This window comes from Streptococcus mitis (assembly GCF_000960025.1).
Taxonomy (GTDB): domain Bacteria; phylum Bacillota; class Bacilli; order Lactobacillales; family Streptococcaceae; genus Streptococcus; species Streptococcus mitis_DH.
Genome location: NZ_JYGQ01000001.1, coordinates 824,453 through 849,092 on the forward strand (window position 1 = coordinate 824,453; position 24,640 = coordinate 849,092).

23 protein-coding genes and 1 pseudogene are annotated in these 24,640 nt (G+C 39.1%); 9 read left to right on the forward strand and 15 right to left on the reverse strand.

Annotated features, from left to right (window positions below; all coding sequences use genetic code 11):
* Nucleotides 1-31: 31 nt before the first annotated feature.
* From coaB to TZ91_RS04235, 5 genes are all read left to right on the forward strand, one after another.
* Complete coding sequence (gene coaB, locus TZ91_RS04215) at nt 32-721, forward strand: phosphopantothenate--cysteine ligase (protein WP_033687060.1); 690 nt, start codon at nt 32-34, stop codon at nt 719-721.
* An 11-nt stretch (nt 722-732) separates the two neighbouring features.
* Nucleotides 733-1,284: a phosphopantothenoylcysteine decarboxylase gene (coaC, locus tag TZ91_RS04220; RefSeq protein WP_033687062.1), complete on the forward strand. Its 552-nt coding sequence runs from the start codon at nt 733-735 to the stop codon at nt 1,282-1,284.
* A complete protein-coding gene (locus TZ91_RS04225) occupies nt 1,268-1,831 on the forward strand; it encodes an ECF transporter S component (RefSeq protein WP_000747412.1) in 564 nt (187 codons plus the stop codon). Before coaC ends, TZ91_RS04225 begins: the two co-directional genes overlap by 17 nt.
* Nucleotides 1,832-2,006: 175 nt before the next feature.
* Nucleotides 2,007-2,534, forward strand: coding sequence for an ECF transporter S component (locus tag TZ91_RS04230; protein ID WP_033687064.1), 528 nt, complete (start codon nt 2,007-2,009; stop codon nt 2,532-2,534).
* Between the two features lie 11 nt (nt 2,535-2,545).
* On the forward strand, nt 2,546-3,061 hold the full coding sequence (locus TZ91_RS04235; RefSeq protein WP_000159190.1) for a transcription repressor NadR: 516 nt from the start codon (nt 2,546-2,548) through the stop codon (nt 3,059-3,061).
* Here TZ91_RS04235 and TZ91_RS04240 read toward each other — a convergent pair.
* The 7 genes from TZ91_RS04240 to TZ91_RS04270 all read right to left on the reverse strand — a co-directional run bounded on the left by TZ91_RS04240 (nt 3,058) and on the right by TZ91_RS04270 (nt 9,041).
* Nucleotides 3,058-3,207, reverse strand: coding sequence for an NUDIX hydrolase (locus TZ91_RS04240; protein WP_080702869.1), 150 nt, complete (start codon nt 3,205-3,207; stop codon nt 3,058-3,060). The two genes, TZ91_RS04235 and TZ91_RS04240, sit on opposite strands and share 4 nt — an antisense overlap.
* Nucleotides 3,208-3,275: 68 nt before the next feature.
* Nucleotides 3,276-4,241, reverse strand: coding sequence for a substrate-binding domain-containing protein (locus TZ91_RS04245; RefSeq protein ID WP_000789622.1), 966 nt, complete (start codon nt 4,239-4,241; stop codon nt 3,276-3,278).
* Between the two features lie 103 nt (nt 4,242-4,344).
* The gene (locus tag TZ91_RS04250) at nt 4,345-5,289 is read right to left on the reverse strand and encodes an ABC transporter permease subunit (RefSeq protein WP_004248623.1); all 945 of its coding nucleotides are present in this window, start codon (nt 5,287-5,289) and stop codon (nt 4,345-4,347) included.
* A 1-nt stretch (nt 5,290) separates the two neighbouring features.
* Nucleotides 5,291-6,769, reverse strand: coding sequence for a sugar ABC transporter ATP-binding protein (locus tag TZ91_RS04255; protein WP_033687065.1), 1,479 nt, complete (start codon nt 6,767-6,769; stop codon nt 5,291-5,293).
* A gap of 13 nt (nt 6,770-6,782) precedes the next feature.
* A complete protein-coding gene (gene rbsD / locus TZ91_RS04260) occupies nt 6,783-7,181 on the reverse strand; it encodes a D-ribose pyranase (protein ID WP_000759835.1) in 399 nt (132 codons plus the stop codon).
* On the reverse strand, nt 7,156-8,067 hold the full coding sequence (gene rbsK, locus TZ91_RS04265) for a ribokinase (RefSeq protein WP_033687066.1): 912 nt from the start codon (nt 8,065-8,067) through the stop codon (nt 7,156-7,158). Before rbsK ends, rbsD begins: the two co-directional genes overlap by 26 nt.
* Nucleotides 8,064-9,041 carry a LacI family DNA-binding transcriptional regulator gene (locus tag TZ91_RS04270; protein WP_000207598.1) on the reverse strand — a complete coding sequence of 326 codons (978 nt, stop codon included), beginning with the start codon at nt 9,039-9,041 and terminating at the stop codon, nt 8,064-8,066. Before TZ91_RS04270 ends, rbsK begins: the two co-directional genes overlap by 4 nt.
* A gap of 133 nt (nt 9,042-9,174) precedes the next feature.
* Here TZ91_RS04270 and TZ91_RS10370 point away from each other — a divergent pair.
* Nucleotides 9,175-9,252 (forward strand): annotated as a pseudogene (locus TZ91_RS10370) (DNA-binding transcriptional regulator); the annotation flags it as partial.
* Here the strand turns inward: TZ91_RS10370 and TZ91_RS04275 are convergent.
* The 3 genes from TZ91_RS04275 to TZ91_RS04285 form a co-directional block, all read right to left on the reverse strand.
* The gene (locus TZ91_RS04275) at nt 9,249-9,716 is read right to left on the reverse strand and encodes an 8-oxo-dGTP diphosphatase (RefSeq protein ID WP_033687068.1); all 468 of its coding nucleotides are present in this window, start codon (nt 9,714-9,716) and stop codon (nt 9,249-9,251) included. The pseudogene TZ91_RS10370 and the gene TZ91_RS04275 sit on opposite strands and share 4 nt — an antisense overlap.
* 22 nt (nt 9,717-9,738) lie before the next feature.
* A complete protein-coding gene (uvrB, locus tag TZ91_RS04280; RefSeq protein WP_023933623.1) occupies nt 9,739-11,727 on the reverse strand; it encodes an excinuclease ABC subunit UvrB in 1,989 nt (662 codons plus the stop codon).
* Between the two features lie 76 nt (nt 11,728-11,803).
* Nucleotides 11,804-12,757 (reverse strand): CPBP family intramembrane glutamic endopeptidase, encoded by a 954-nt coding sequence (locus tag TZ91_RS04285; RefSeq protein ID WP_033687070.1) that lies wholly within the window; start codon nt 12,755-12,757, stop codon nt 11,804-11,806.
* A gap of 166 nt (nt 12,758-12,923) precedes the next feature.
* Between TZ91_RS04285 and TZ91_RS04290 the strand changes: the two genes are divergently transcribed.
* From TZ91_RS04290 to zwf, 3 genes are all read left to right on the forward strand, one after another.
* Nucleotides 12,924-15,089 carry an ABC transporter substrate-binding protein/permease gene (locus TZ91_RS04290; RefSeq protein WP_033687071.1) on the forward strand — a complete coding sequence of 722 codons (2,166 nt, stop codon included), beginning with the start codon at nt 12,924-12,926 and terminating at the stop codon, nt 15,087-15,089.
* Nucleotides 15,089-15,829, forward strand: coding sequence for an amino acid ABC transporter ATP-binding protein (locus TZ91_RS04295; protein WP_001096315.1), 741 nt, complete (start codon nt 15,089-15,091; stop codon nt 15,827-15,829). The genes TZ91_RS04290 and TZ91_RS04295 overlap by 1 nt, the downstream gene beginning before the upstream one ends.
* Nucleotides 15,830-15,979: 150 nt before the next feature.
* Nucleotides 15,980-17,467: a glucose-6-phosphate dehydrogenase gene (gene zwf / locus TZ91_RS04300; protein ID WP_033687072.1), complete on the forward strand. Its 1,488-nt coding sequence runs from the start codon at nt 15,980-15,982 to the stop codon at nt 17,465-17,467.
* Nucleotides 17,468-17,509: 42 nt separating this feature from the next.
* Here zwf and ftsY read toward each other — a convergent pair whose 3' ends face one another.
* From ftsY to rnc, 5 genes are read right to left on the reverse strand one after another with little or no spacing between them, the layout of a single operon-like run.
* The gene (gene ftsY / locus TZ91_RS04305; RefSeq protein ID WP_033687073.1) at nt 17,510-18,799 is read right to left on the reverse strand and encodes a signal recognition particle-docking protein FtsY; all 1,290 of its coding nucleotides are present in this window, start codon (nt 18,797-18,799) and stop codon (nt 17,510-17,512) included.
* 3 nt (nt 18,800-18,802) lie between these two features.
* Nucleotides 18,803-19,621 (reverse strand): Cof-type HAD-IIB family hydrolase, encoded by an 819-nt coding sequence (locus TZ91_RS04310; protein ID WP_033687075.1) that lies wholly within the window; start codon nt 19,619-19,621, stop codon nt 18,803-18,805.
* On the reverse strand, nt 19,621-20,415 hold the full coding sequence (locus TZ91_RS04315; protein WP_033687076.1) for a Cof-type HAD-IIB family hydrolase: 795 nt from the start codon (nt 20,413-20,415) through the stop codon (nt 19,621-19,623). Before TZ91_RS04315 ends, TZ91_RS04310 begins: the two co-directional genes overlap by 1 nt.
* Nucleotides 20,412-23,951 (reverse strand): chromosome segregation protein SMC, encoded by a 3,540-nt coding sequence (smc, locus tag TZ91_RS04320; RefSeq protein WP_033687077.1) that lies wholly within the window; start codon nt 23,949-23,951, stop codon nt 20,412-20,414. Before smc ends, TZ91_RS04315 begins: the two co-directional genes overlap by 4 nt.
* Nucleotides 23,942-24,640 carry a ribonuclease III gene (gene rnc / locus TZ91_RS04325; RefSeq protein WP_000661489.1) on the reverse strand — a complete coding sequence of 233 codons (699 nt, stop codon included), beginning with the start codon at nt 24,638-24,640 and terminating at the stop codon, nt 23,942-23,944. Before rnc ends, smc begins: the two co-directional genes overlap by 10 nt.

Here is a 24,640-nt window from a genome sequence, read left to right on the forward strand (position 1 = left end):
CTTACCGTTTATTTTTGTGTACAATAGTGCTATGAAAATTTTAGTTACATCGGGCGGTACCAGTGAAGCTATCGATAGCGTCCGCTCTATCACTAACCATTCTACAGGACGCTTGGGGAAAATCATAACAGAAACCTTGCTTGCTGCAGGGCATGAAGTTTGTTTGATAACAACAAAACGAGCTCTAAAGCCAGAAGCCCATCCCAACCTAAGCATTCAAGAAATTAACAATACAAACGATCTTCTCCTTGAAATGCAAGAACGTGTCAAGGACTATCAGGTCTTGATTCACTCAATGGCTGTGTCTGATTACACTCCTGTTTATATGACAGGTCTAGAGGAAGTTCAGGCTAGTTCCAATCTAGAGGAATTTTTAAACAAGCAGAATCATCAGGCTAAGATTTCTTCAACTGATGATGTTCAAGTTTTGTTCCTTAAAAAGACACTAAAAATCATCTCTCTAGTCAAGGAGTGGAATCCTGCTATTCATCTGATTGGTTTCAAACTGCTGGTTGATGTTAACGAAGACTATCTGGTTGACATTGCACGAAAAAGTCTCATCAAAAACCAAGCAGACTTAATCATTGCAAATGACCTGACTCAAATCTCAGCAAAGCAGCACAGAGCTATCTTTGTTGAGAAAAATGAGCTTCAAACAGTCCAGACTAAAGAAGAAATTGCAGAACTCCTCCTTGAAAAAATTCAAACCTATCATTCATAGAAAGGAAAGCTATGGCACATATTCTCTTGGCTGTAACGGGGTCAATCGCCTCTTACAAGTCTGCAGATTTAGTCAGTTCTCTAAAAAAACATGGTCATCAAGTCACTGTCTTAATGACCCAGGCTGCTACAGAGTTTATCCAACCTTTGACACTACAGGTACTCTCACAGAATTCCGTACATTTGGATGTCATGAAGGAACCCTATCCTGATCAAGTCAATCATATCGAACTTGGAAAAAAAGCAGATTTATTTATCGTGTCCCCTGCAACTGCTAACACTATTGCAAAACTAGCCCACGGCTTTGCGGACAACATGGTAACCAGTACGGCTCTAGCCTTGCCAAGTCATATCCCAAAACTCATCGCACCAGCAATGAATACAAAAATGTATGACCATCCGGCAACTCAGGCTAATCTGAAAACATTAGAAAGCTACGGCTATCAGCTGATCGCTCCAAAAGAATCCCTACTAGCTTGTGGAGACCATGGACGAGGAGCATTAGCTGACCTCACAATTATTTTAGAAAGAATAAAGGAAACTCTCGATGAAAAAACGCTCTAATATTGCACCCATTGCTATCTTTTTTGCAACCATGCTCGTGATTCATTTTCTGAGCTCACTTATCTTTAACCTTTTCCCATTTCCAATCAAACCGACCATCGTTCATATTCCTGTCATTATTGCCAGCATTATCTACGGTCCACGAGTTGGGGTTACACTTGGATTTTTAATGGGATTACTTAGCTTGACCGTTAACACGATTACGATTCTACCAACAAGCTACCTCTTCTCACCATTCGTCCCAAACGGAAACATCTACTCAGCTATCATAGCTATCGTCCCACGTATTTTGATTGGTTTAACTCCTTATCTAGTCTATAAACTAATGAAAAACAAGACTGGTCTGATTTTAGCTGGTGCCCTTGGTTCACTTACCAACACAGTCTTTGTACTTGGTGGAATTTTCTACCTTTTTGGAAATGTCTTTGATGGTAATATCCAAAAACTCCTAGCAACTGTTATCTCAACAAATTCGATTGCCGAATTAGTCATTTCCGCAGTTCTAACCCTAGCCATTGTTCCAAGACTACAGACTTTGAAAAAATAAAAACAATCTCCACTTTCAAACCTGAAGGTGGAGATTTTGCTCTATACAGTTTCTTTTTAGTGAAATCTTTACCAATATTTAATTTAAAATGGCCTATAAACTTAAGTAAATCCTTGCTTTATTGCCTTGTTTGTTGTACTATACTAGTGTATATACAGTTAAAAAGGAGATTCTTATGAATACACGGAAAAAGACACAATTTATGACAATGACTGCCCTCTTAACGGCTATTGCGATTTTGATTCCAATTGTTATGCCTTTCAAGATTGTCATTCCACCTGCTTCCTATACTTTAGGAAGCCACATCGCTATTTTTATTGCCATGTTCTTATCGCCCTTGATGGCTGTTTTTGTCATCCTAGCCTCTAGTTTTGGATTTTTGATGGCTGGCTATCCCATGGTTATTGTTTTTCGAGCTTTTTCCCATATCTTTTTTGGAACTTTGGGGGCTCTTTACCTACAAAAATTCCCCGATACCCTAGATAAACCAAAAGCTTCCTGGATTTTCAACTTTGTGTTAGCGCTTGTCCATGCCCTTGCTGAAGTATTGGCCTGTGTCGTTTTTTACACAACTTCTGGTACCAATGTAGAAAATATGTTTTATGTTCTATTTGTGCTAGTTGGATTTGGTACAATTATCCATAGTATGGTAGACTATACATTAGCACTAGCTGTCTATAAAGTGCTTCGCAAACGCCGTTAAAAGGAAGAACTATGACAAAAGATCGCAAACAAGCCCTGCTCCAACTCTTGAAAGAAACTCCTAAAGCCCTCAATGGCCAAAGTTTAGCTGAACATTTTCATGTTACACGCCAGGTCATTGTACAGGACATTGCAATTTTGAGAGCCGATGGCGCTCCTATCCTATCCACTAATCGTGGCTACGTCTATAAGCAAATTGAAACCAATCCTTATGTTCACAAACTTTTCAAAGTGAAACATGAAGTTGAAGAAATCGGTCAAGAACTCCTTGCTATCGTTGATAATGGTGGACGTGTTCAAAATACCTTGATTGACCATCCCGTCTATGGAGAAATTGAAACCTTGCTTAAACTGTCTTGTCGCAGAGATGTGCAACATTTTCTAGAACAAGTCGAGCATTCTGATTTTAAACCTTTATCTGAATTGACAGATGGTATCCATTACCACCTAGTTGAAGCCGAAACACAACAAGACCTCCACTATATCGAGGAGGCCTTGGATCAACTCGGTTATTTAGTAAAAGACTAGAAAATTTTCTTTTCCCAATCGTCTTCTGTACTGTGGCGGTAGAAAAACTCTGACTTGTCAGGAGCTTCCATCATTTCCATCAAAGGTAGCATATCATAGGCCAGATCCAAGTTTGGAATCTGGTCTTTTTGAATCCAATAGCTCAAATAGTAACAATGATATTTAAAAACCACATTGAATGAAAATTAACAACTACTTGCTTACTAAAAATATATCACCAGTTATGTTGATCAACATTATCCTTAGTCACAAGATAAATTGGAGAAACTGTTTCTTTTTCCAGTTTTTTCCCTTGATAATGATCTATTGCTGATTGAATAGCAATTTCACCCATCTTAGCTGGTTGCTGAGCAATAGTGGCAGTAATATCACCTTTTGCAATAGCATCATGTGCATCTGGTTGACCATCAATACCAACAATTAATACATTGCTAAGACCAGCTGCTTTTACTGCTTGTGCAGCTCCTAACGCCATCTCATCATTCTGTGCAAAGATTGCTTGTACTTCTTTGTTTCCTTGAATCATATTTTGCGCTGTATTCAAAGCTTTTGCGCGATCAAAATTAGCGGATTGACTAGAAAGAACATCTAAATTTGTCTTTGAAATTTGTTCAAATCCTTTACCTCTATCTACAGTTGCAGAAGCGCCAGGGACTCCTGATAATTCAAAAGTTTTTGCTTTTTCTCCCAATTGCTTGGTAATAAATTCTGCAGCCATTTTACCTGCTTCTACGTTATCAGAAGCAACAGTTGTCAAGACTTCACCACCATTACTACCGCGGTCAATTAAGATTACCGGAATGTTTGCATTATTAGCAGCTTTAATAGATGTAACAATTGCATCAGAATCAACTGGATTAATTAGTAAAGCATCTACATTTTGACTAATAAAATTTTGAATATCATCTGCTTGTCTAGCAGCATCATCTTGTGCATCTGCTATCTTCAAAGTTACTTCTTTTTCCCCTGCAGCTTTTTCAAGGCCATCTTTCATAGCCACAAAATAAGGATTGTTAGTAGTAGAAATAGAAACTCCTAATTTTAATTCTTTTGCCGACTTTTGAGTCGTAGATTTATTATCATTTGATGAATTTCCTAAACCAGTTTTTCCACAAGCTACTAAAGCAAAAATAAATGTTACAAACAAAGCAAAAATGCTAATTTTTTTAATATTTTTCATGTTATTACTCCTCGTAATATATATCTATAGGGATAGTTTCAATCCCGATTATTGTACGTCATCTAATAAATTGTTACTATTTCCAAAAAAATTGAAAATTATTCTACTGTTTTACAACTTTAAAACGATCAATCAGAACAGCAATTAAGATTACAACTCCTTTTACTACTTGTTGCCAAAATGCTGAAACACCAATAATATTAAGTCCATTATTCAAAACTCCAATAATTAAAGCACCTATTAGAGTCCCAAGTATACGACCTTTACCTCCAGATAAAGAGGTTCCTCCAAGAACAACAGCTGCAATAGCATCCATTTCATAACTAGCACCTGCTGTTGGTTGAGCAGAACTTAAGCGTGATGTTATAATTAATCCAGAAATTGAAGCCATAATACCTGATATTGAATAAATGATAATTTTCACTTTATTTAATTTCACACCTGATATATATGCTGCTTTTTCATTCCCCCCTATAGCATATACAGATTTACCAAATGCTGTTTTATGAAGTAAAACATATAAAACAATAAATACAATAAACATAATAATTACAGGAAATGGAATTCCTACTATGTAACCTTGCCCCAAAAATTGAAATAAGAATGTATCACTTAATCCTTTTGTAATAGGATTCCCATTTGTATAAACAAGTGTTGCTCCCCTAAAAATAGTCATAGTCGCTAAAGTGACGATAAATGGAGCTAATTTCCCGTAGGAAATCAATAACCCATTCATCATACCTAGAATGCAACCCAAAATTAAAGAGATGAGAATTGCTAACGTAACAGGCATTCCAGATCCTAATAAACCTGCTGTTAGCGCGCTGGATAAGGCTAAAATTGATCCTACTGATAAATCGATTCCACCTGTTAGAATAACAAAAGTCATTCCAAAAGCAATCAGTGCATTTGATGTTACTTGCAATAGTAAATTTAACAGATTATTTGCTGTTAAAAAATTTGAATTGATAATAGTGATGACAGCCATTAAAATTATCAATGCTATTACCGTTGTCAATTCTGACATGTACTTCATAGTATTTTTCACACTATTGTCCTCCTGTAGCTAGTTGCATAACTTTTTCTTGTGTAGCTTCTCGACGTGTTAATTCCCCACTAATTCTACCTTCATGCATGACCATAATGCGATCACTGACTCCAATCACTTCTGGTAAATCTGAAGAGACCATAATAATCGGTACACCTCGTTCAGCTAATTCATTCATTAATTGGTAAATTTCACGCTTAGCTCCAACATCTACCCCACGAGTTGGCTCATCTAAAATCAGTACTTTTGGTGCAATACCTATCCATTTTGCTAAAACTACTTTCTGTTGATTACCACCAGAAAGTGTCCCAACTTCCTTATCTGGATAACCTGATTTAATTTGTAACCTATCAATTAAGCGTTGTACAAATATACCACTTGTTTTATTATCGAAAATGCCATTTTTAACAAAATCACGAGTACTAGGTAAAGTCATATTATCTTTAATAGAAAAATCTAAAATCAATCCCTCATCTTTACGATCTTCTGTTAAGAAACCAATTCCATGCTTAATTGCTTCAAAAGGATTTTTAATTATCAGTTGTTCTCCGTTTATTATAATTTGACCAGATTTTAAAGAATCAATTCCAAAAATTGCTCGCATTATTTCAGTACGACCAGCACCCATCAAACCAGAAAAACCAAGAATTTCCCCTTGACGTACATAGAAAGAAATATCCGTAAAAGCATCACCAGAAAGATTCTTAGCTTGAAAAACAATATTCCCAATCTCAGCCTTTTTTTCTGGATAATAATCTTCTAATTCACGGCCTACCATCTTCTGAACTAATTCATCTGCATTAGTAAACTTCGTTTTCTTGGTATCAATTACAAACCCATCCCTCATAACAGTTATAAGATCTGTGATCTTAAAGATTTCTTCCATCCGATGTGAAATATACACAATACCTACACCATCAGATTTTAATCCTTCTATCACTTTAAAAAGTGTTTCAGTTTCACGATCAGTTAAAGCTGCTGTGGGTTCATCCATAATTAACAAGGAAACTTCTGATAATAAACATTTTGCTATTTCTATCATTTGTTGTTGTCCGACTGATAATTGACCAATGATTGCATCGAGAGGAATAGAGATATTAAGACGTTTAAATGCTTCTTTAGCTTTCCTTTCCATACTAACTTTATCTAGAAACCCAATCGAATTTTTAATTTCTCTTCCTAAAAAAAGATTATCAAGTACAGTCATATCTGGCCAAGTATTCATTTCCTGATGAATAAAACTCAGTCCAAACCGTTCTGCCTCTTGAGGATTAGAAAATGTTTTTTCTTTTCCATCAATAAAAATAGTTCCTGAAGTAGCTGGAAAAAGTCCAGTTAAAATATTCATTAAGGTTGATTTGCCTGCGCCATTCTCCCCCATTAAAGCATGAACTTCTCCTGAATTAAGAACCAAATCAATACTTTCTAAAACACGATTATTCCCAAAAGATTTTGAAATATTCTTCATTTCAATTTTCATAGGCAACCCCCTTCTAAATAATAACTCCTGATTGCAAGATTATATTCGAATATGGTGTATCTTCCCCAGTGCGAATAACTGCCTTAACTTTAGTATTCATAGCTTTCAATTCTTCATGACTAATATATTCAATAATTATATTCGATCCTAAAAGATCTAGAACTGCTTGCCACTGTTCTTTGTTTTTTTCCTTAATTTCTTCTGCTAAGAAAATTTTTTCAATAAGTACATGATCTGAATATTCTTTTAAAACTTCTAAAAAACTTGGACTACCTTTTCTTAATGCTAAATCAATTTTATCAACACCTTTTGGAACTGGCAATCCTAAATCTCCGATACAAACCAAATCCATATGACCTAAATCATCAGCTAGTTTCGCTATATTACTATTTAAAATCCCATATTTCTTCATATCCTGAATGCTCCTTTATTTCTTTCAAACTCGGCATACCTCCTTGCGCTCCAAATCTTTGAACAGAAAGATGTGAAGCAATCGTTGCAAAGGACAATGCAACATCCATCTCTTTTCCTTTTGAGATAGCATAAGCAAAAGCACCATTAAACGTATCTCCTGCTCCTGTAGTATCAACTACTTCTGCTTTTATAGCAGGAATTTTCTTAACTGCTGTCCCATCATAATAAATAGAACCTTCAACTCCTAATGTCACAATCATTTTATTAGGATAAATTTTAATAATTTCTTCTAATTTCTTATCTGGGAAAAGCTCTGAACATTCGTGCTCGTTAGGAGTAATAAAATCACAAAAAGGAATCATCTCTTTGTCTGTTTCTCTAGCTGGTGCAGGATTGTAAAGAACCTTAACTTGATTTTCTTGGCAAAATTTAGCTATAGATAAGTTGGCTTCATGTGGTATTTCATTCTGTAATACAACAATACTTGCATCACTAAGTAATTTCCACTCATTTTTCCAATCATTTGTTTTAACTAAATTATTAGCTCCGGGATAATAAATAATCCTATTATCACCTCCATATAAAGTAATTTGTGCAACTCCTGTAGACTGTGGTACCGTTCCCACATATGCTGTAGAAATATCATTATTTTGCAGATTACTTAATAAATCTGCTGAAAAAATATCTGCTCCTACGTTCCCAAATATGTAAATATTATCTTCAACACTGGATAATCTACCAATAGCTACAGCTTGATTTGCACCTTTTCCACCTGGAACTATATTAAATGAATCGCCAAAAATCGTTTCACCTCCTTCTGGAATCCTTTTTGTTCTCATAACTAAGTCCATTGAAATGCTTCCAACAACAACAATTTTACTCATTTCTTTCTCCTTAATGTATTTCTTTCTATGTACCTAACAGGGAGTTTAATTTTAGCTTCATCTATAGAGAACTTATTTGCCATATTATAGATTAGCTTTGCAGCCTGTTCTCCCATTTTATATGATGATTGGTGGATAGTTGATAAAGAAGGATAAATAAATTGACTAAGTACAATATCATCATAACCAATGATTTGAATATCATCTGGAATTTTTTTCCCAATTGCTAAAATTTCATGAATATAAGCTATCGCATGAATATCAGAAGGTGCTATAATACTATCAATATTTGGATTTCTTTTTAGATTCTCTTTAGCTTCTTTTTGAATTTTTTCAAAGTCAAAAGTTTCACTTTCTTCAATACAAATTTCTAAATTTTTATTCCTCAAATAGTTTAAACTTGCTTCAAATCGTTCCACAATATTCTCAGCTTTATCATCTAAAACTTTGATGATCATAACCTGCTCAGCGCCAGCATTCCAAATTGCTTTAGCAGCCAAACGTCCACCCAACTGATTATCAGAAAAAACACCATAGCCTGTATCTTTACTAATCCGGTCAACCACAACAACAGGTAATGTTAGATTTGGAAATTCCTTTGTAAAGTCAAGGGTTGTTATAATACCAGCTGCATTTGTTTTTAACAAAAGGTTTATATATTCTTCTAACGAATCATGATCTGAAATAGTACCAACCATAATCCTATAACCTTTATCTTTCAAATATGATTCGGCTCCTCGAACCAATCTTGGGAAGAACGGATTAGAAATATCTGGCAATAAGAGTCCTACCATTTGATTTTTTTTAGTTTTTAAAGATTGTGCTAATACATTTGGTGTGTAATTTAATTTCTTGATAGCATTTTTTATCTTTTCTCTCGCATCATCTCCGACATAGCCTTTTTTCGAAATATATCTTGAAACTGTTGACTTTGATACTCCGGCTTCTTCAGCAACCTGTTTTATTGTAGTCATCACTCCTCCTTTTTATTGTGGAACCGTTCCCTTATTTATATAGTAAGCGTTTTCTTTTGTTTTGTCAATACTTTTTTAGAAATATTTTAAATTTATTTCAGAGTACACATGTTTTTACTAATCTCCTATTACTATTAGATACGAAACACAACAAGACCTCCACTATATCGAGGAGGCCTTAGATCAGCTAGGTTATTTAGTAAAAGACTAGAAGATTTTCTTCGCCCAGCCATCTTCTGTACGGTGGCGGTAGAAAAATTCAGATTTGTCAGGAGCTTCCATCATCTCCATCAATGGTAACATATCATAGGCCAGATCCAAGTTTGGAATCTGGTCTTTTTGCACCCAAGAAACTTCTCCTTCATCTGAAGAGCGAAGGGTACCAGAGAACTCAGTCGCCTTATAACAAAAGACGATATAGCGCCCGCCTGTATCCAGAGGCCAATTTTTAATGCCGACAAGTTGAGGATTTTGGATAGTCAACCCTGTTTCTTCGTAGATTTCACGAATGACAGACTCCGCAAAAGCCTCACCATTTTCTACATGACCTCCTGGAAAGGCATAACCAGACCAGCGATTGGTTTCAGGAGAGCGATACTGCATAACCACGCGCTGAGTTTCGAGGTCTTCGATCAGACAAATATTTGTTAAAATCGTTAATTGGGAACGGGACATATTTTCTCCTTTAGGTAATATTCTAATCCAACGCCTTGACTTCCAGCATCATATCACGAATCTGAGCTGCTAGTTCAAAGTCAAGCACTTCAACTGCTTCTTGCATTTGTTTTTCGAGTTTCTTGACAAGCTCTTTGCGCTCTTGTTTGTTGAGGCTATTGATGTCAACTTCCTTGTCTTCTTCCTTAGCAACTGCCTTGGTCACAGCAATCAGGTCACGGATTTCTTTCTTGATTGTCTGAGGCACAATACCGTGTTCTTCATTATAGGCCATCTGGATTTTCCGACGGCGGGCAGTTTCATCGATGGCACGTTGCATAGACTGGGTAACCGTGTCCGCATACATGATGACATGGCCTTCACTGTTACGGGCAGCACGTCCAATGGTCTGGATGAGACCACGTTCGTTACGAAGGAAACCTTCCTTGTCAGCATCGAGAATCGCTACGAGGCTCACTTCAGGAACGTCAATCCCTTCACGGAGCAGGTTGATTCCGACCAAGACATCAAAGACACCCAAGCGCAGGTCACGGATAATCTCCGTCCGTTCCAAGGTCTTAATATCCGAGTGCATGTACTTGACCTTGATACCCATTTCCTTGAAGTAGTCGGTCAAGTCTTCTGCCATTTTCTTGGTCAAGGTGGTAATAAAGGTACGTTCGTTCTTTTCAACACGGGCATTGATTTCACCTAAGAGGTCATCAATCTGTCCCATTGTCGGACGTACTTCCACCTCAGGATCCAATAGCCCTGTCGGACGAATGATTTGCTCAATCACTGTCTCGGTCTGTTCATTTTCATAGTCACCTGGTGTCGCTGAAACGTAAACAATCTGATGTACATGACTTTCAAACTCTTCACGGCGAAGAGGACGATTGTCCAAGGCTGACGGCAAACGGAAACCATAATTAACCAGCATTTCTTTACGCGAACGGTCTCCATTATACATACCTTTTATTTGTCCCATAGTCATGTGACTCTCGTCAATCATAATCAAGAAATCATCTGGGAAGAAGTCGAGAAGCGTGTAAGGAGGCTCACCCTCACTCCGTCCATCCATGTGACGTGAATAGTTCTCAACCCCGTTGGTATAGCCCATCTCACGCAACATTTCGATATCATACTCTGTCCGCTGTTTCAAACGTTGGGCTTCAAGCAATTTACCTTCCTTCTCAAAGATAGCTAGTTGCTCTTCTAATTCTGCTTGAATCTTGGCAATGGCAACTTCCATGTGGTCGTCATTGGTCACAAAGTGAGTCGCAGGGAAAATCGCCAAATGATCCACTTCTCCCAAGACCTGACCTGTCAAAGCTTCAACCTCACGAATACGGTCAATTTCGTCTCCAAAAAATTCTACTCGAAAGGCGTGTTCATCACGGGAGGCAGGGAAAATCTCCACTACATCCCCACGAACGCGAAATCTTCCCCGTTGGAAATCAATATCATTTCGCTCAAACTGGATGTCAACTAAGTCATTCAAGAGTTTATCACGAGAAATTTCAAGACCTGGACGGAGACTAACGACACTATCAGCGTATTCCTTGGGCGAACCCAAACCATAGATACAAGAGACGGAAGCCACGACGATAACATCATTGCGCTCCAAAAGAGCCGAAGTAGCTGAGTGTCGGAGCTTATCAATCTCGTCATTGACAGAGCTATCCTTTTCAATATAGGTATCACTGGAAGGGACATAGGCCTCAGGTTGGTAATAATCATAGTAGGATACGAAGTACTCAACAGCATTTTCAGGGAAAAATTCCTTAAATTCTCCATAGAGCTGTCCTGCTAGAGTTTTATTGTGGGCGATGACCAGAGTTGGTTTATTAACTTTGGAAATGACCTGACTCATAGTATAGGTCTTCCCTGTTCCAGTCGCCCCCATCAGAATCTGAGCTTTTTCTCCCCCCTCGATATTATCAACCAACTGCTCAATAGCTTGAGGTTGGTCTCCTGAAGGTTGATATTTTGATACTAGTTTAAATTGATTATCTGTAATGCGATTGATCATAAGAATCCTCTTTCCATGTGCTATTCCTATTTTAGCATACTTATAGCATTTTCACGAAGAAAAGGACGGACCGAAGTCACATCCTTTCATTTTCTTTCTTTAATTGGTAAGCGAGATAGACAATCAGCAGTAACAAGACTAAACTTGTCATGATAGAACCTTCAATCCCAAAAGATCCTCCTGATAACCAGCCTTGATTACCTTGTGGTAAAAAGGTCATCAACGATGTTCCTGATGGTTGACCACTAACTAAAATCCCAAAGAGATTGCCCTGAGCAAAATTCCAAGCCCCATGAATACCTGCAACACCCCAAACTGTATCGGTTTTGAGGAGGTAAAGTGCCATGGCAACTCCGAATAAAAAGAGATTTACTAGAGATAGTGGTGTTAGACCCGAATTGCCCATATGAAGCAGGGTAAAAAATATGCTAGATATAACAACAGCTAGTTTTAGATTGGTTCTTGAATCCAATTGAGGAAGGAGCCAAGCACGGGCCACCACTTCTTCTGTTGTCCCTTGTAAAATCCAAAATGGAATGGTAAAAATGACAAAGGCAAGCGAATAAGGATTCAAATGAATAGACTCAAAACGATATTGCCCCAAGGCCACTAAACCTAACAAGGTCAGAAGAAAAAGTGCCAGACCTAGCCCAAACCCTTTCAGAAGATTGCTGAGGAAATTTTCTCTATAAAATCCCAAGGTTCGAATAGGTCTTTTCTCAACTTTTCTAGTCCATCTGAACACAGTGTTGAGAATAAAACCAAAGGCCAGCAATTCTAAAATTAAACGAAAATCACCTGTTTTATCCGTCAAGCTCTGATGCAAGGTCTGCAAGTAGCTTGCAAGATTTTGACCAGCCTCTCCAAAATTTCTAGCAAGTCCGATGAGAGCTAACAAACTAATACCATACAGAGTATAAGCCACAAACTCTCCTATGAAGACAAAAGCAAAGGCTAACAAGGGGCTTGTGTAAATGTTTAAACTCATTTTTGAAGCTTGGAAGTCTTTAAATATTCTTTTGTTCTTCATATCCCTGTCCTCTTTTCTTCTATATATACTATTATTATAGCACTTTTTAATAGCAATTCAAGAAAGAAAAAAACAATGTTACATTTTCTGACACAGAAATATAAAAATTTGCCTTTTTTTACTTTTTCTGATATAATGGGAAAATATTCGGAAAAGGAGACTAAAAATGAAGAAAAAATTTCTAGCATTTTTGCTAATTTTATTCCCAATTTTCTCATTAGGTATTGCAAAAGCTGAAACGATTAAGATTGTTTCTGATACCGCCTATGCACCTTTTGAGTTTAAAGATTCAGATCAAACTTATAAAGGAATTGATGTTGACATTATCAACAAAGTCGCTGAGATTAAAGGATGGAACATTCAGATGTCTTATCCTGGATTTGACGCAGCGGTCAATGCAGTTCAAGCTGGTCAAGCTGACGCTATCATGGCTGGAATGACAAAAACTGCTGAACGTGAAAAAGTTTTCACCATGTCTGATACTTACTATGATACAAAAGTTGTCATTGCAACTACAAAGGCACACAAGATTAGTCAGTATGACCAATTAAAGGGTAAAACTGTTGGTGTTAAAAATGGAACAGCTGCTCAACGTTTCCTTGAAAGTATCAAAGATAAATACGGCTTTACTATTAAAACATTTGACACTGGTGATTTGATGAACAACAGCTTGAGTGCTGGTGCCATTGATGCTATGATGGATGATAAACCTGTTATCGAGTATGCCATTAACCAAGGCCAAGACCTCCATATTGAAATGGATGGCGAAGCTGTAGGTAGCTTTGCTTTCGGTGTTAAAAAAGGTAGCAAATACGAGCACTTAGTCACTGAATTTAACCAAGCCTTGGCTGAAATGAAAAAAGATGGTAGTCTTGATAAAATCATCAAGAAATGGACTGCTTCATCATCTTCAGCAGTGCCAACTACAACGACTGCAGCTGGTCTAAAAGCAACTCCTGTTAAAGCCAAATACATCATTGCAAGTGATTCTTCTTTTGCACCTTTTGTGTTCCAAAACTCAAGCAACCAATTTACTGGTATTGATATGGACTTGATTAAGGCTATCGCTAAAGACCAAGGTTTCGAAATTGAAATCACCAACCCTGGTTTTGATGCCGCTATCAGTGCTGTTCAAGCTGGACAAGCTGATGGTATCATTGCTGGTATGTCTGTCACAGATGCTCGTAAGGCAACTTTTGACTTCTCAGAATCCTACTACACTGCCAATACTATCCTTGGTGTCAAAGAATCAAGCACCATTGCTTCTTATGAAGATTTAAAAGGAAAGACAGTTGGTGTTAAAAACGGAACTGCCTCTCAAACCTTCCTAACAGAAAATCAAAGCAAATACGGTTACAAAATCAAAACTTTTGCTGATGGTTCTTCAATGTATGACAGTTTAAACACTGGTGCCATTGATGCCGTTATGGATGATGAACCTGTTCTCAAATATTCTATCAGTCAAGGACAAAAATTGAAAACACCAATCGCTGGAACTCCAATCGGTGAAACAGCCTTTGCCGTTAAAAAAGGAGCAAATCCAGAATTGATTCAAATGTTCAACAACGGACTTGCAAACCTTAAAGCAAACGGAGAATTCCAAAAGATTCTTGATAAATACCTAGCTAGCGAGTCTTCAACTGCTTCAACAAGCACTGTTGATGAAACAACAATCTGGGGCTTGCTTCAAAACAACTACAAACAACTCCTTAGCGGTCTTGGTATCACTCTTGCTCTAGCTCTTATCTCATTTGCTATTGCCATTGTTATCGGGATTATCTTCGGTATGTTTAGCGTTAGCCCATACAAATCTCTTCGCGTAATCTCTGAGATTTTCGTAGACGTTATCCGTGGTATTCCATTGATGATTCTTGCAGCCTTCATCTTCTGGGGAATTCCAAACTTCATCGAGTCTATCACAGGCCAACAAAGTCCAATTAACGATTTCGTAGCTGGTACCATTGCCCTCTCACTCAATGCAGCCGCTTATATCGCTGAGATCGTTCGTGGTGGTATTCAGGCCGTTCCAGTTGGCCAAATGGAAGCCAGCCGAAGCTTGGGTATCTCTTATGGCAAAACCATGCGTAAGATTATCCTGCCACAAGCAACTAAATTGATGTTGCCAAACTTTGTTAACCAATTCGTTATCGCTCTTAAAGATACAACCATCGTATCTGCTATCGGTTTGGTTGAACTCTTCCAAACTGGTAAGATTATCATCGCACGTAACTACCAAAGTTTCAAGATGTATGCAATCCTTGCTATCTTCTATCTTGTAATTATCACACTTTTGACTAGACTAGCGAAACGCTTAGAAAAGAGGATTCGTTAATGGCAAAATTAAAAATTGATGTAAATGATTTACACAAACATTATGGAAAAAATGAGGTTTTAAAAGGAATTACGACTAAGTTCTATGAAGGAGATGTTGTTTGTATCATTGGTCCTTCAGGTTCTGGTAAATCGACCTTCCTTCGTAGCCTCAACCTTCTAGAAGAAGTTACTAGCGGTCACATCACTGTGAACGGTTATGACTTAACTGAAAAAACAACCAACGTTGACCACGTCCGTGAAAATATCGGAATGGTTTTCCAACACTTCAATCTCTTCCCACACATGTCTGTATTGGACAACATTACCTTTGCTCCAATTGAGCACAAGTTAATGACTAAGGAAGAAGCTGAGAAATTGGGAATGGAGTTGCTTGACAAGGTTGGGCTAGCAGATAAAGCTAATGCTAACCCAGATAGCCTATCAGGTGGTCAAAAACAACGTGTGGCTATCGCTCGTGGACTAGCAATGAATCCAGACATCATGCTCTTTGATGAACCAACTTCTGCCCTTGACCCTGAGATGGTCGGAGACGTACTAAACGTTATGAAGGAATTGGCTGAGCAAGGTATGACCATGATTATCGTAACCCATGAGATGGGATTTGCTCGTCAGGTTGCTAACCGCGTTATCTTTACTGCGGATGGCGAGTTCCTTGAAGACGGAACACCTGATCAAATCTTTGATAACCCACAACACCCACGTCTGAAAGAGTTCTTGGACAAGGTATTAAATGTTTAAACGCAAACTGTAAGGATTTCCTTGCAGTTTTTTTCTATCTCGTATTGGATTTTTTGATTTTTCGGAAAATTATGTTAGAATTAAGTTTATGAAATGAGGTTTCCTCATACCTAGCAAGACTAGGAATAAAAATAGAAATTAGGTAGCTAGATGTCATCTAAGGTTATTGTTACAATTTTCGGTGCGAGTGGGGACCTGGCTAAACGCAAGCTCTACCCTTCCCTTTTTAGACTATATAAATCCGGTAATCTTTCCGAGCACTTTGCAGTCATTGGAACTGCTCGTCGTCCTTGGAGCAAGGAATATTTTGAATCTGTTGTAGTCGAATCGATCCTTGATTTGGCAGATAGTACCGAACAGGCTCAGGAGTTCGCTAGTCACTTCTACTATCAAAGTCATGATGTCAACGATACAGAACACTACATTGCTTTGCGTCAATTGCAGGCTGAACTAAATGACAAGTACCAAGCTGAACACAACAAGCTCTTCTTCTTGTCTATGGCACCTCAGTTCTTTGGAACTATCGCAAAACACCTCAAGTCTGAAAACATTGTGGACGGTAAAGGTTTTGAACGCTTAATCGTTGAAAAACCATTTGGTACAGATTACGCAACTGCAAGCAAGTTGAATGACGAGCTCCTAGCAACATTTGACGAAGAACAAATTTTCCGTATTGACCATTATCTTGGTAAGGAAATGATCCAAAGTATCTTTGCAGTTCGCTTTGCAAACCTGATTTTTGAAAATGTTTGGAACAAGGACTTTATCGATAATGTTCAAATTACCTTTGCTGAGCGCTTGGGTGTAGAAGAACGTGGGGGATACTATGACCAATCTGGTGCACTCCGTGACATGGTACAAAACCACACACTACAACTTCTTTCTCTCCTTGCTATGGACAAGCCAGCAAGCTTTACAAAAGACGAGATTCGTGCCGAAAAGATTAAGGTCTTTAAAAACCTCAATCATCCAACGGATGAAGAGCTTAAAGAACACTTTATCCGTGGTCAATACCGTTCAGGTAAGATTGATGGCATGAAATATATCTCTTATCGTAGTGAGCCAAATGTGAATCCAGAATCTACAACTGAAACCTTTGCATCTGGTGCCTTCTTTGTAGACAGCGATCGCTTCCGTGGTGTTCCTTTCTTCTTCCGTACTGGTAAACGTCTGACTGAAAAAGGAACTCATGTCAACATCGTCTTTAAACAAATGGATTCTATATTTGGAGAACCACTTGCTCCAAATATTTTAACCATCTATATCCAACCAACAGAAGGCTTCTCTCTTAGCCTAAATGGAAAGCAAGTAGGAGAAGAATTCAACTTGGCTCCGAACTCACTTGATTACCGTACAGACGCGACCGCAACTGGTGCTTCTCCAGAACCATACGAAAAATTGATTTATGATGTCTTAAATAACAACTCAACTAACTTTAGCCACTGGGATGAAGTTGGTGCATCATGGAAGTTGATTGACCGTATCGAAGAGCTTTGGGCTAAAAATGGTGCTCCACTTCATGACTATAAAGCTGGAAGCATGGGACCTCAAGCAAGCTTTGACTTACTTGAAAAATTCGGTGCCAAATGGACTTGGCAACCAGATATCGCCTATCGTCAAGATGGTCGCTTAGAATAAAAAAATTTCCTGCAAGATAACCTTGCAGGATTTTCTTTATCATCAAATTAAGCCTTCCAAGAGACCTTTCATAAAGTTTTCTGAGTTAAACTCTCCAATATCATCGATTTTTTCACCAAAACCAATCAATTTTACAGGAATATTGAGTTCTTCACGAATGGCTAGAACAACACCACCTCGAGCAGTTCCATCAATCTTAGTCAAGACAATTCCTGTCAAAGGTGTGATTTTTGAAAATTCTTTGGCCTGTACCAGGGCATTCTGACCTGTTGATGCATCAAGTGCCAAGAAGGTTTCATGAGGTGCTTCTGGCACAACACGTTTGATGATACGACCAATCTTTTCCAGCTCAGCCATGAGGTTGTCCTTGTTTTGCAGACGACCAGCGGTATCAATCATGAGAATATCAATACCTTCAGCTACGGCACGTTCCATGCCATCAAAGACCACACTGGCTGGGTCAGCTTTTTCAGGTCCAGTCACAACTGGAACGTCAACACGACGGCCCCATTCAGCTAGCTGGGCTACTGCACCTGCACGGAAGGTATCTGCCGCAACCAACATGACCTTCTTACCTGCTTGTTTGTAGCGGTGGGCTAGTTTTCCGATAGAAGTTGTTTTCCCAACACCATTAACACCAACAAAGAGCATGACTGTCAAGCCATCTTGGAAGTAGATACTTTCATCGTAGTTACCGTCTTTCTCATAGAGATCGACCAATTTTTCAATGATGACGCGGCGAAGTGCATCAGGTTTCTTGGCGTTTTCAAGCTTGGCTTCGTAGCGTAACTCCTCGGTTAAGTTAGAAGCGACCTGGACACCAACGTCACTCATAATCAGCAGTTCTTCCAGTTCCTCGAAAAATTCTTCGTCAACAGAGCGGAAGTTAGCAAAGAAGGCGTTCAATCGTGCACCGAATCCTGTACGAGTTTTCTTGAGACTGCGGTCATATTTTTCCTGAACAGTTTCTTCTGTCTGAGACCTTTCTGGTTCAAGCACTTCAGAACTATTTTCTTCTACAGTCTCTAGGAGCTCAGTATTCTCTTCCTCTGTGACTTCTTCTGAGTTTGGAAATTCTTCTATTACTTCTTGAGAAACTTCTACAGTTGGCTCTGAATCCAGACTTTCTTCAACTGTCTCTTGATTTTCCTCTTCTTCAAACACAGCTGATTCAGAACTTTCAACCTCTGCTTCTTCTTGAGGAACTTCCTCAGCTTCTGTAAGGGCAGGCTCAGTAGCTTCAGACAAATCAAGATTTTCCAGAGCTTCTTTTACAACTTCTTCGATTTTAGGTTCTTCTTTTTTTCTGAATAGACGGTCAAACAATCCCATATCTTAGTTCTCCTTTAGCACATATTCTTCGATAACCCAGGCGACAGCTTCCTCATCATTGGTCATAGGAGTTACCACATTTGCGACTGCCTTAACTTCAGGAACAGCATTTTGCATGGCAACACCGAGCCCTGCCCATTCAATCATAGAGAGGTCATTAGCCTCGTCACCACAAGCCATAACTTGGCTTTGGTCGATTCCAAGATGGCTGATTAGTTTTGCCAAACCTGTTGCTTTATGAACATTCTTTGGTGACCACTCTAGCAACATTTCACGTGATTTAAAGATTTCATATTGGTCAAACAATTCTGGAGAAATCTTCTGAATGGCTGCATCCAAGGGTTCTTGAGCAAAGGCAGTCACGCACTTATTGTAAGTCATCTGACTAGATAAGTCTTCAAAGTCCACTGGAACAAAGGTCAATGCTGGATTGAATTTGGCATAAAGACTTTCTTGGTCGGATTGAATTTGATAAACAGTTCCTTCTGAGATAGCATCAAGAGGCAGTGATAATTTCTCTGTTTCCTCATACAAGCGTGCCACATCATCATATGAAAAGACTGTTTTATCAAGGATTTCACCTGTATTTTTCTGAACCAAACCACCATTAAAAGTAATCGTATACTCATCTTCATGGCCGTCAGTCCCTAGCTCATGGAGAAAGAAATCCATAGCTTTTAAGGGACGACCAGTTGTCAATACGACCTTGATACCACGATCACGCGCAGCTTTCAAAGTTGCCTTGGTGCGATCCGTCAGCCTTTTATCAGTAGTCAGCAAGGTCCCGTCCAAGTCCAATGCGATTAATTTTATATCTGCCATTATAAGCCCTCCATATAAGCTATAACCGACTGGTCCTTATGGTGACCAATCACAGTCTCTGCTAATTCTAAAATTTCAGGTCGTGCATTTTCAGGAGCTACAGGATGTCCCACAACCTGCATCATATGTAAGTCATTAAGATTGTCTCCAAAAGCCATAACCTGATCCATTGTGATGCCAAGTTTTTTAGCCAATTCAACAATGGCCACTCCCTTATCGACATAGTCCAGAACAATATCAATAGATTCAAAGCCAGTTGTCATGGCCTTAACACCAGGAACATGTTCATTGACCCAAGCTTCTCCAGCTTCTAGCGTTTCTTCTGTGAAGTTGGTTGTAAATTTGAAAATGTCATCTGTGATAGCTTCCAAATTCGCTACTTTTTGAATATTTTCATTATAGTGCTGACTCACTTTTAAATAGGTCTCATCAACCGTATCTAGAACATAAGCTCCCTTTTTTCCCGTCAAGAGCAGTTTATTGATATCTACATAAGGTGAAGTTTTCAGCTTTTCAAAAGTTGTCAGATAAAAGTCACGAGACATGGTCGCTTCATACAAGTCTTGACCCTGATACTCTACTAAACTGCCATTTTCCGCAATGAAAATAATGTCATCACGAACATCAGCAAATAATTTTTCTAGAGATAGGAATCCGCGCCCCGAAGCCACTGCAAAGTAAATCCCTTTTTCATTGTAAGAAGCCAAGAGAGACTTGAGGCGGTCCATATCAAAGCGTCCATTCCCATCTAGGAAGGTTCCGTCCATATCTGTTGCTACTAGTTTAATTGTCATCCTTCAATACTTTCTAAATCTTTTAACTTAACCGAAACAATTTTTGAGACACCTGATTCTTGCATAGTCACTCCATAGATAGAATCAGCCGCTGCCATGGTTCCCTTACGGTGGGTTACGACGATAAACTGGCTGTCCTTGTCAAATCGATTGAGGTAATCCCCGAAACGTTTAACATTAGCTTCGTCAAGCGCAGCCTCTACCTCATCCAAGATAACAAATGGAATGGTCTTGACACGGATAATGGAGAAGAGTAAGGCAAGAGCCGATAGAGCTTTTTCACCACCACTCATGAGGTTGAGAGACTGAATTTTCTTGCCTGGTGGTTGAACAGAAATCTCAACCCCAGCTGTCAGCAGGTCTCCTTCAGTCAAAATGAGGTCCGCTTGACCTCCGCCAAACATCTGCTTAAAGGTCACTTTGAAAGACTCACGAATGGCTTCAAAGGTGGATTTAAAGCGTTCCTTGACCTCATCATTCATCTCTGTAATTGTCTCAAGGAGCAGATTTTTCGCTGACAAAATATCATCTCGCTGACTATTTAGGAAATCCAGACGATTATGAACTTCTTCATACTGGTCAATAGCTTCCAAGTTGACAGGACCCAGCGAGCGAATAGCCTTCTCTAAATCTTTAACCTCTTGCTCTGCCAGATTGAGATTTTCCAACTCATGAGACTTTTCTAAAGCTTCAGTATAGCTAATCTGATACTGGTCTGTTAATTGACTTTGTAAATGGCGCAAGCGCTCGCTGACCTTTTCTTTCTTAGCTTCAGCACGTGTTTGCTTGCGAATCCATTCTTCATTCTGCTGGCGAGCCTGATCCAAATGACTAGCAATATCATCCAGTTGACCTTCAATATCATCCAACTCAAACTGCTTGCGAATTAAACCTTGTTGGAGATTTGTTTTCTGGTTTTTGGCTTCTTCAGCCTGTTGACTGAGCAATTCTGTATCAACCTTCTCAATATTATCAACCTTTTCTTGAAGAAGGCGCTGGATTTCTTCTTGTTCGATATCTAAATTGTCTAATTCCTTGCCTAAACGCTCAATATCAGCTACTTCATAACGCTTTTGTCCTTGCAGTTCAGTCTTAAGCAAGCGAGCCTGCGCTAGCTCTTCCTGCAAGTTTTGATAGCGTTCTTGGATGGTATTTTTGTTAGACTTAATCTCGTCAATCTCAGCTTCCAGATTTTGCTTGTCACTGGCAATAGTAGCAAGGCGTGCTTGGCATTTTTCCTTATCTGCTTGCCAATCTCCGTCAGAAAGACGATCTAATTCCTCTTCTTGGAGTTTCCAAAGCGTTTCTAGCTCTTCAACTTGCTGACTGGTCTGCTGATAAGCGAGGGACAAACCTTGCTCCTGAATACGAGCCTGCTCACCCTGAGATTTGATGGCTTCTAATGATTCGGTCAATCTAGCCATCTGGTCTTGTAAGGTCTTCAAAGCCACTTCTTCTAAACGAAGACTTGCTTCTTCTTCAGCAATTTCTTTTTGTAATTGCTCCAGTTCTGGCTTGATGAAAATGCTGTTATTCTGGCGATTAGCTCCACCTGCATAGGAACCACCTGTGCGCAACTCTGTGCCGTCCAAAGTCACCATACGAACCTGATAACGAACCTGGCGAGCAGCTGCACGAGCATGTTCTACGGTATCAAAGATAGCCGTCGTAGCTAGCAAGTTCTTGAAAATGGCTTCCAGTCTAGTATCGAATGTCACCAACTCATCTGCCATGCCCAGAAATCCTGGACTTACAGCGATAGCATCTTGATTCTGACTAGAAATCGTACGCGCCTTAATAGTGGTCAAAGGAAGGAAGGTTGCACGACCGGCTCTGTTTCGTTTAAGGAAATCAATAGCTTTGGTTGCCGACTCTTCATCTTCTACGATGATATGCTGACTACTCGCTCCCAGTGCAATCTCTAGGGCAATTTGATAATGTACATCAAAGGTCAGATGCTCACTGACTGCCCCAATAATCCCACCAAGGCGGTCTTTTTCTTGGAGAACACTCTTAACACCTGCATAAAAGTTACTATGATTTCTCAGGATATTTTCCAAACTTTGAGCTCTGGCCTGCTTGTTTTTAAGGCTGTCCAGACGGTCAAAGAGTTGACTTTGTTGAGTTTGATAGGAAGTTTTCTGCTCTTCTTGCTCCTTGGCAATAGCTTGGTAGTCAGCCAATAATTTTTGAACCTGCTCCTTGGCAGTTTCAAGCTCCGCCTTTTGCTGACTAGCCTTTTCTTTAGCTGTAGCCAGCTGTTCTTTCAGCTTTTCTAGTTGATCTGCTTGTTTTTGAGAAAGCTGACGACTATTTTCCAACTCGTTTTCGATACGGGTCAACTGGTTTGAGACATCCGCTTCTTCCTGTAAAAGCGCCACAAAGCGTTCACGCAAAAGCTCAATCATCTGATCAGGATCATCTGAAAAAGCTAGCAATTCAGCTTCTAAACGATTGAGTTTTTGATTATTTTGGACTAGATTTTCCTCTAAAAGTGCTAAAGAGCTTTCTTTATCAGATTTTTCTTTGCTGAGTGAGCTTCTCTTATCCTCCAAAGCAGCCAAACGGGCTTGTGCTTCCTGTTGATTGATGGCTACTTGCTCAGATTCCAGTTTCGATAGGGCTAATTTTCTCTCTAAATCACTAATCAGACTAGTCAAATCCATCAAACTACCCTGGTCTTTAGCCATTTCAGCCTGCAAATCTTGGCGTTGCTTTTTTAGAGTTTGATTTTCTTCTTCTAATTTTTCACGCTTTTGGTAATAGCTTGTCAAGAGTTCCTGAACTTGTGCCAACTCTTCTTCTGTCGACTCTAGTTCAGCCTTATTTTCCTTGATTTGAGCAACCAGCACGTCTAAATAAATAGCCTTGCGTTGACCTTCCAAGTCTAAAAACTTACGGGCATTCTCAGCTTGCTTCTCAAGAGGCTTGATTTGATTGTCCAACTCATAGATAATATCCTCTAAGCGGTCTAGATTATCCTGAGTTTGCTGCAGTTTACTCTCAGTTTCTTTTCGACGAGTCTTGTATTTCAAAACTCCAGCAGCTTCTTCAAAAATAGCTCGGCGTTCTTCAGGCTTGGAGTTGAAAATCTCCTCAACCTTCCCTTGGGAAATAATAGAGAAAGAATCTCGTCCCAAACCTGTATCCAAGAAAAGATCATGAATATCACGCAGACGGACTTTCTTGCCGTCAATCTTGTATTCGCTATCTCCACTACGATAGATATGGCGTTCTACTCTGATTTCTTGACCTGCATCCTTGATAAATCCGTCATGATTATTCAGAGTCACAACTACAGAAGCATAATTGAGTGGTTTGCGACTTTCTGTTCCAGCAAAGATGACATCTGGCATCTTGCCACCACGGAGACTCTTAACACTTGACTCCCCCAAGGCCCAACGAAGACTTTCTGTAATATTCGACTTTCCAGAACCATTGGGTCCAACAACTGCCGTCACACCTTGGTCAAAGATGACCTTAGTCTTGTCAGCAAAAGACTTGAATCCCTGAATTTCGATTTCCTTTAAATACATGAATCCAGCCCTTTCTCAACGGCATTTTTGGCAGCTTCCTGCTCTGCTAATTTCTTAGAACGACCTTGACCTTGACCGATGCTCTTACCTTCAACCAGAACTTCTACATCAAAAACCTTATCATGGGCAGGACCCGTTTCAGAAATTACCTGATAACGGATAGTCACATCCCCATTGACTTGAAGTAACTCTTGGAGATGGGTTTTGTAGTCTGTAATCATCTCAAACTCGCCTGCTTCAACCTTAGGAATCATGACTTGATAGATAAATTCCTTGACTTTGGCCACATCCTTGTCCAAAAGGAGGGCACCAAGAAAGGCCTCAAAGGCATCACCAAGAATGGTATCACGATTGCGACCACCAGATTTTTCTTCCCCCTTACCCAGCTTGATAAACTGATCAAACTGACAATCACGCGCAAAACCAGCTAAACTCTCCTCGCGGACAATCATGGCACGGAGTTTAGACAAGTCACCCTCAGGCTTTTTAGGATATTTTTTATACAGATATTCTGAAATCAATAACTGTAGAACAGCGTCTCCTAAAAATTCCAAGCGTTCATTGTGTGAAATTTTTAAGAGGCGGTGCTCATTGGCATAACTCGTATGAGTAAAGGCAGTCTCCAGTAAATTTTTGTCTGCAAATTCGATTGCAAAATGGTTTTTAAGTACAGTTTGTAATTCTTTCAT

Coding starts and splice junctions, on each gene's coding strand:
- coaB (WP_033687060.1), top strand. CDS start 32: ATGAAAATTTTAGTTACATCGGGCGGTACCAGTGAAGCTATCGATAGC.
- coaC (WP_033687062.1), top strand. CDS start 733: ATGGCACATATTCTCTTGGCTGTAACGGGGTCAATCGCCTCTTACAAG.
- TZ91_RS04225 (WP_000747412.1), top strand. CDS start 1,268: ATGAAAAAACGCTCTAATATTGCACCCATTGCTATCTTTTTTGCAACC.
- TZ91_RS04230 (WP_033687064.1), top strand. CDS start 2,007: ATGAATACACGGAAAAAGACACAATTTATGACAATGACTGCCCTCTTA.
- TZ91_RS04235 (WP_000159190.1), top strand. CDS start 2,546: ATGACAAAAGATCGCAAACAAGCCCTGCTCCAACTCTTGAAAGAAACT.
- TZ91_RS04245 (WP_000789622.1), bottom strand. CDS start 4,241: ATGAAAAATATTAAAAAAATTAGCATTTTTGCTTTGTTTGTAACATTT.
- TZ91_RS04255 (WP_033687065.1), bottom strand. CDS start 6,769: ATGAAAATTGAAATGAAGAATATTTCAAAATCTTTTGGGAATAATCGT.
- rbsD (WP_000759835.1), bottom strand. CDS start 7,181: ATGAAGAAATATGGGATTTTAAATAGTAATATAGCGAAACTAGCTGAT.
- rbsK (WP_033687066.1), bottom strand. CDS start 8,067: ATGAGTAAAATTGTTGTTGTTGGAAGCATTTCAATGGACTTAGTTATG.
- TZ91_RS04270 (WP_000207598.1), bottom strand. CDS start 9,041: ATGACTACAATAAAACAGGTTGCTGAAGAAGCCGGAGTATCAAAGTCA.
- TZ91_RS04275 (WP_033687068.1), bottom strand. CDS start 9,716: ATGTCCCGTTCCCAATTAACGATTTTAACAAATATTTGTCTGATCGAA.
- uvrB (WP_023933623.1), bottom strand. CDS start 11,727: ATGATCAATCGCATTACAGATAATCAATTTAAACTAGTATCAAAATAT.
- TZ91_RS04285 (WP_033687070.1), bottom strand. CDS start 12,757: ATGAAGAACAAAAGAATATTTAAAGACTTCCAAGCTTCAAAAATGAGT.
- TZ91_RS04290 (WP_033687071.1), top strand. CDS start 12,924: ATGAAGAAAAAATTTCTAGCATTTTTGCTAATTTTATTCCCAATTTTC.
- TZ91_RS04295 (WP_001096315.1), top strand. CDS start 15,089: ATGGCAAAATTAAAAATTGATGTAAATGATTTACACAAACATTATGGA.
- zwf (WP_033687072.1), top strand. CDS start 15,980: ATGTCATCTAAGGTTATTGTTACAATTTTCGGTGCGAGTGGGGACCTG.
- ftsY (WP_033687073.1), bottom strand. CDS start 18,799: ATGGGATTGTTTGACCGTCTATTCAGAAAAAAAGAAGAACCTAAAATC.
- TZ91_RS04310 (WP_033687075.1), bottom strand. CDS start 19,621: ATGGCAGATATAAAATTAATCGCATTGGACTTGGACGGGACCTTGCTG.
- TZ91_RS04315 (WP_033687076.1), bottom strand. CDS start 20,415: ATGACAATTAAACTAGTAGCAACAGATATGGACGGAACCTTCCTAGAT.
- smc (WP_033687077.1), bottom strand. CDS start 23,951: ATGTATTTAAAGGAAATCGAAATTCAGGGATTCAAGTCTTTTGCTGAC.
- rnc (WP_000661489.1), bottom strand. CDS start 24,640: ATGAAAGAATTACAAACTGTACTTAAAAACCATTTTGCAATCGAATTT.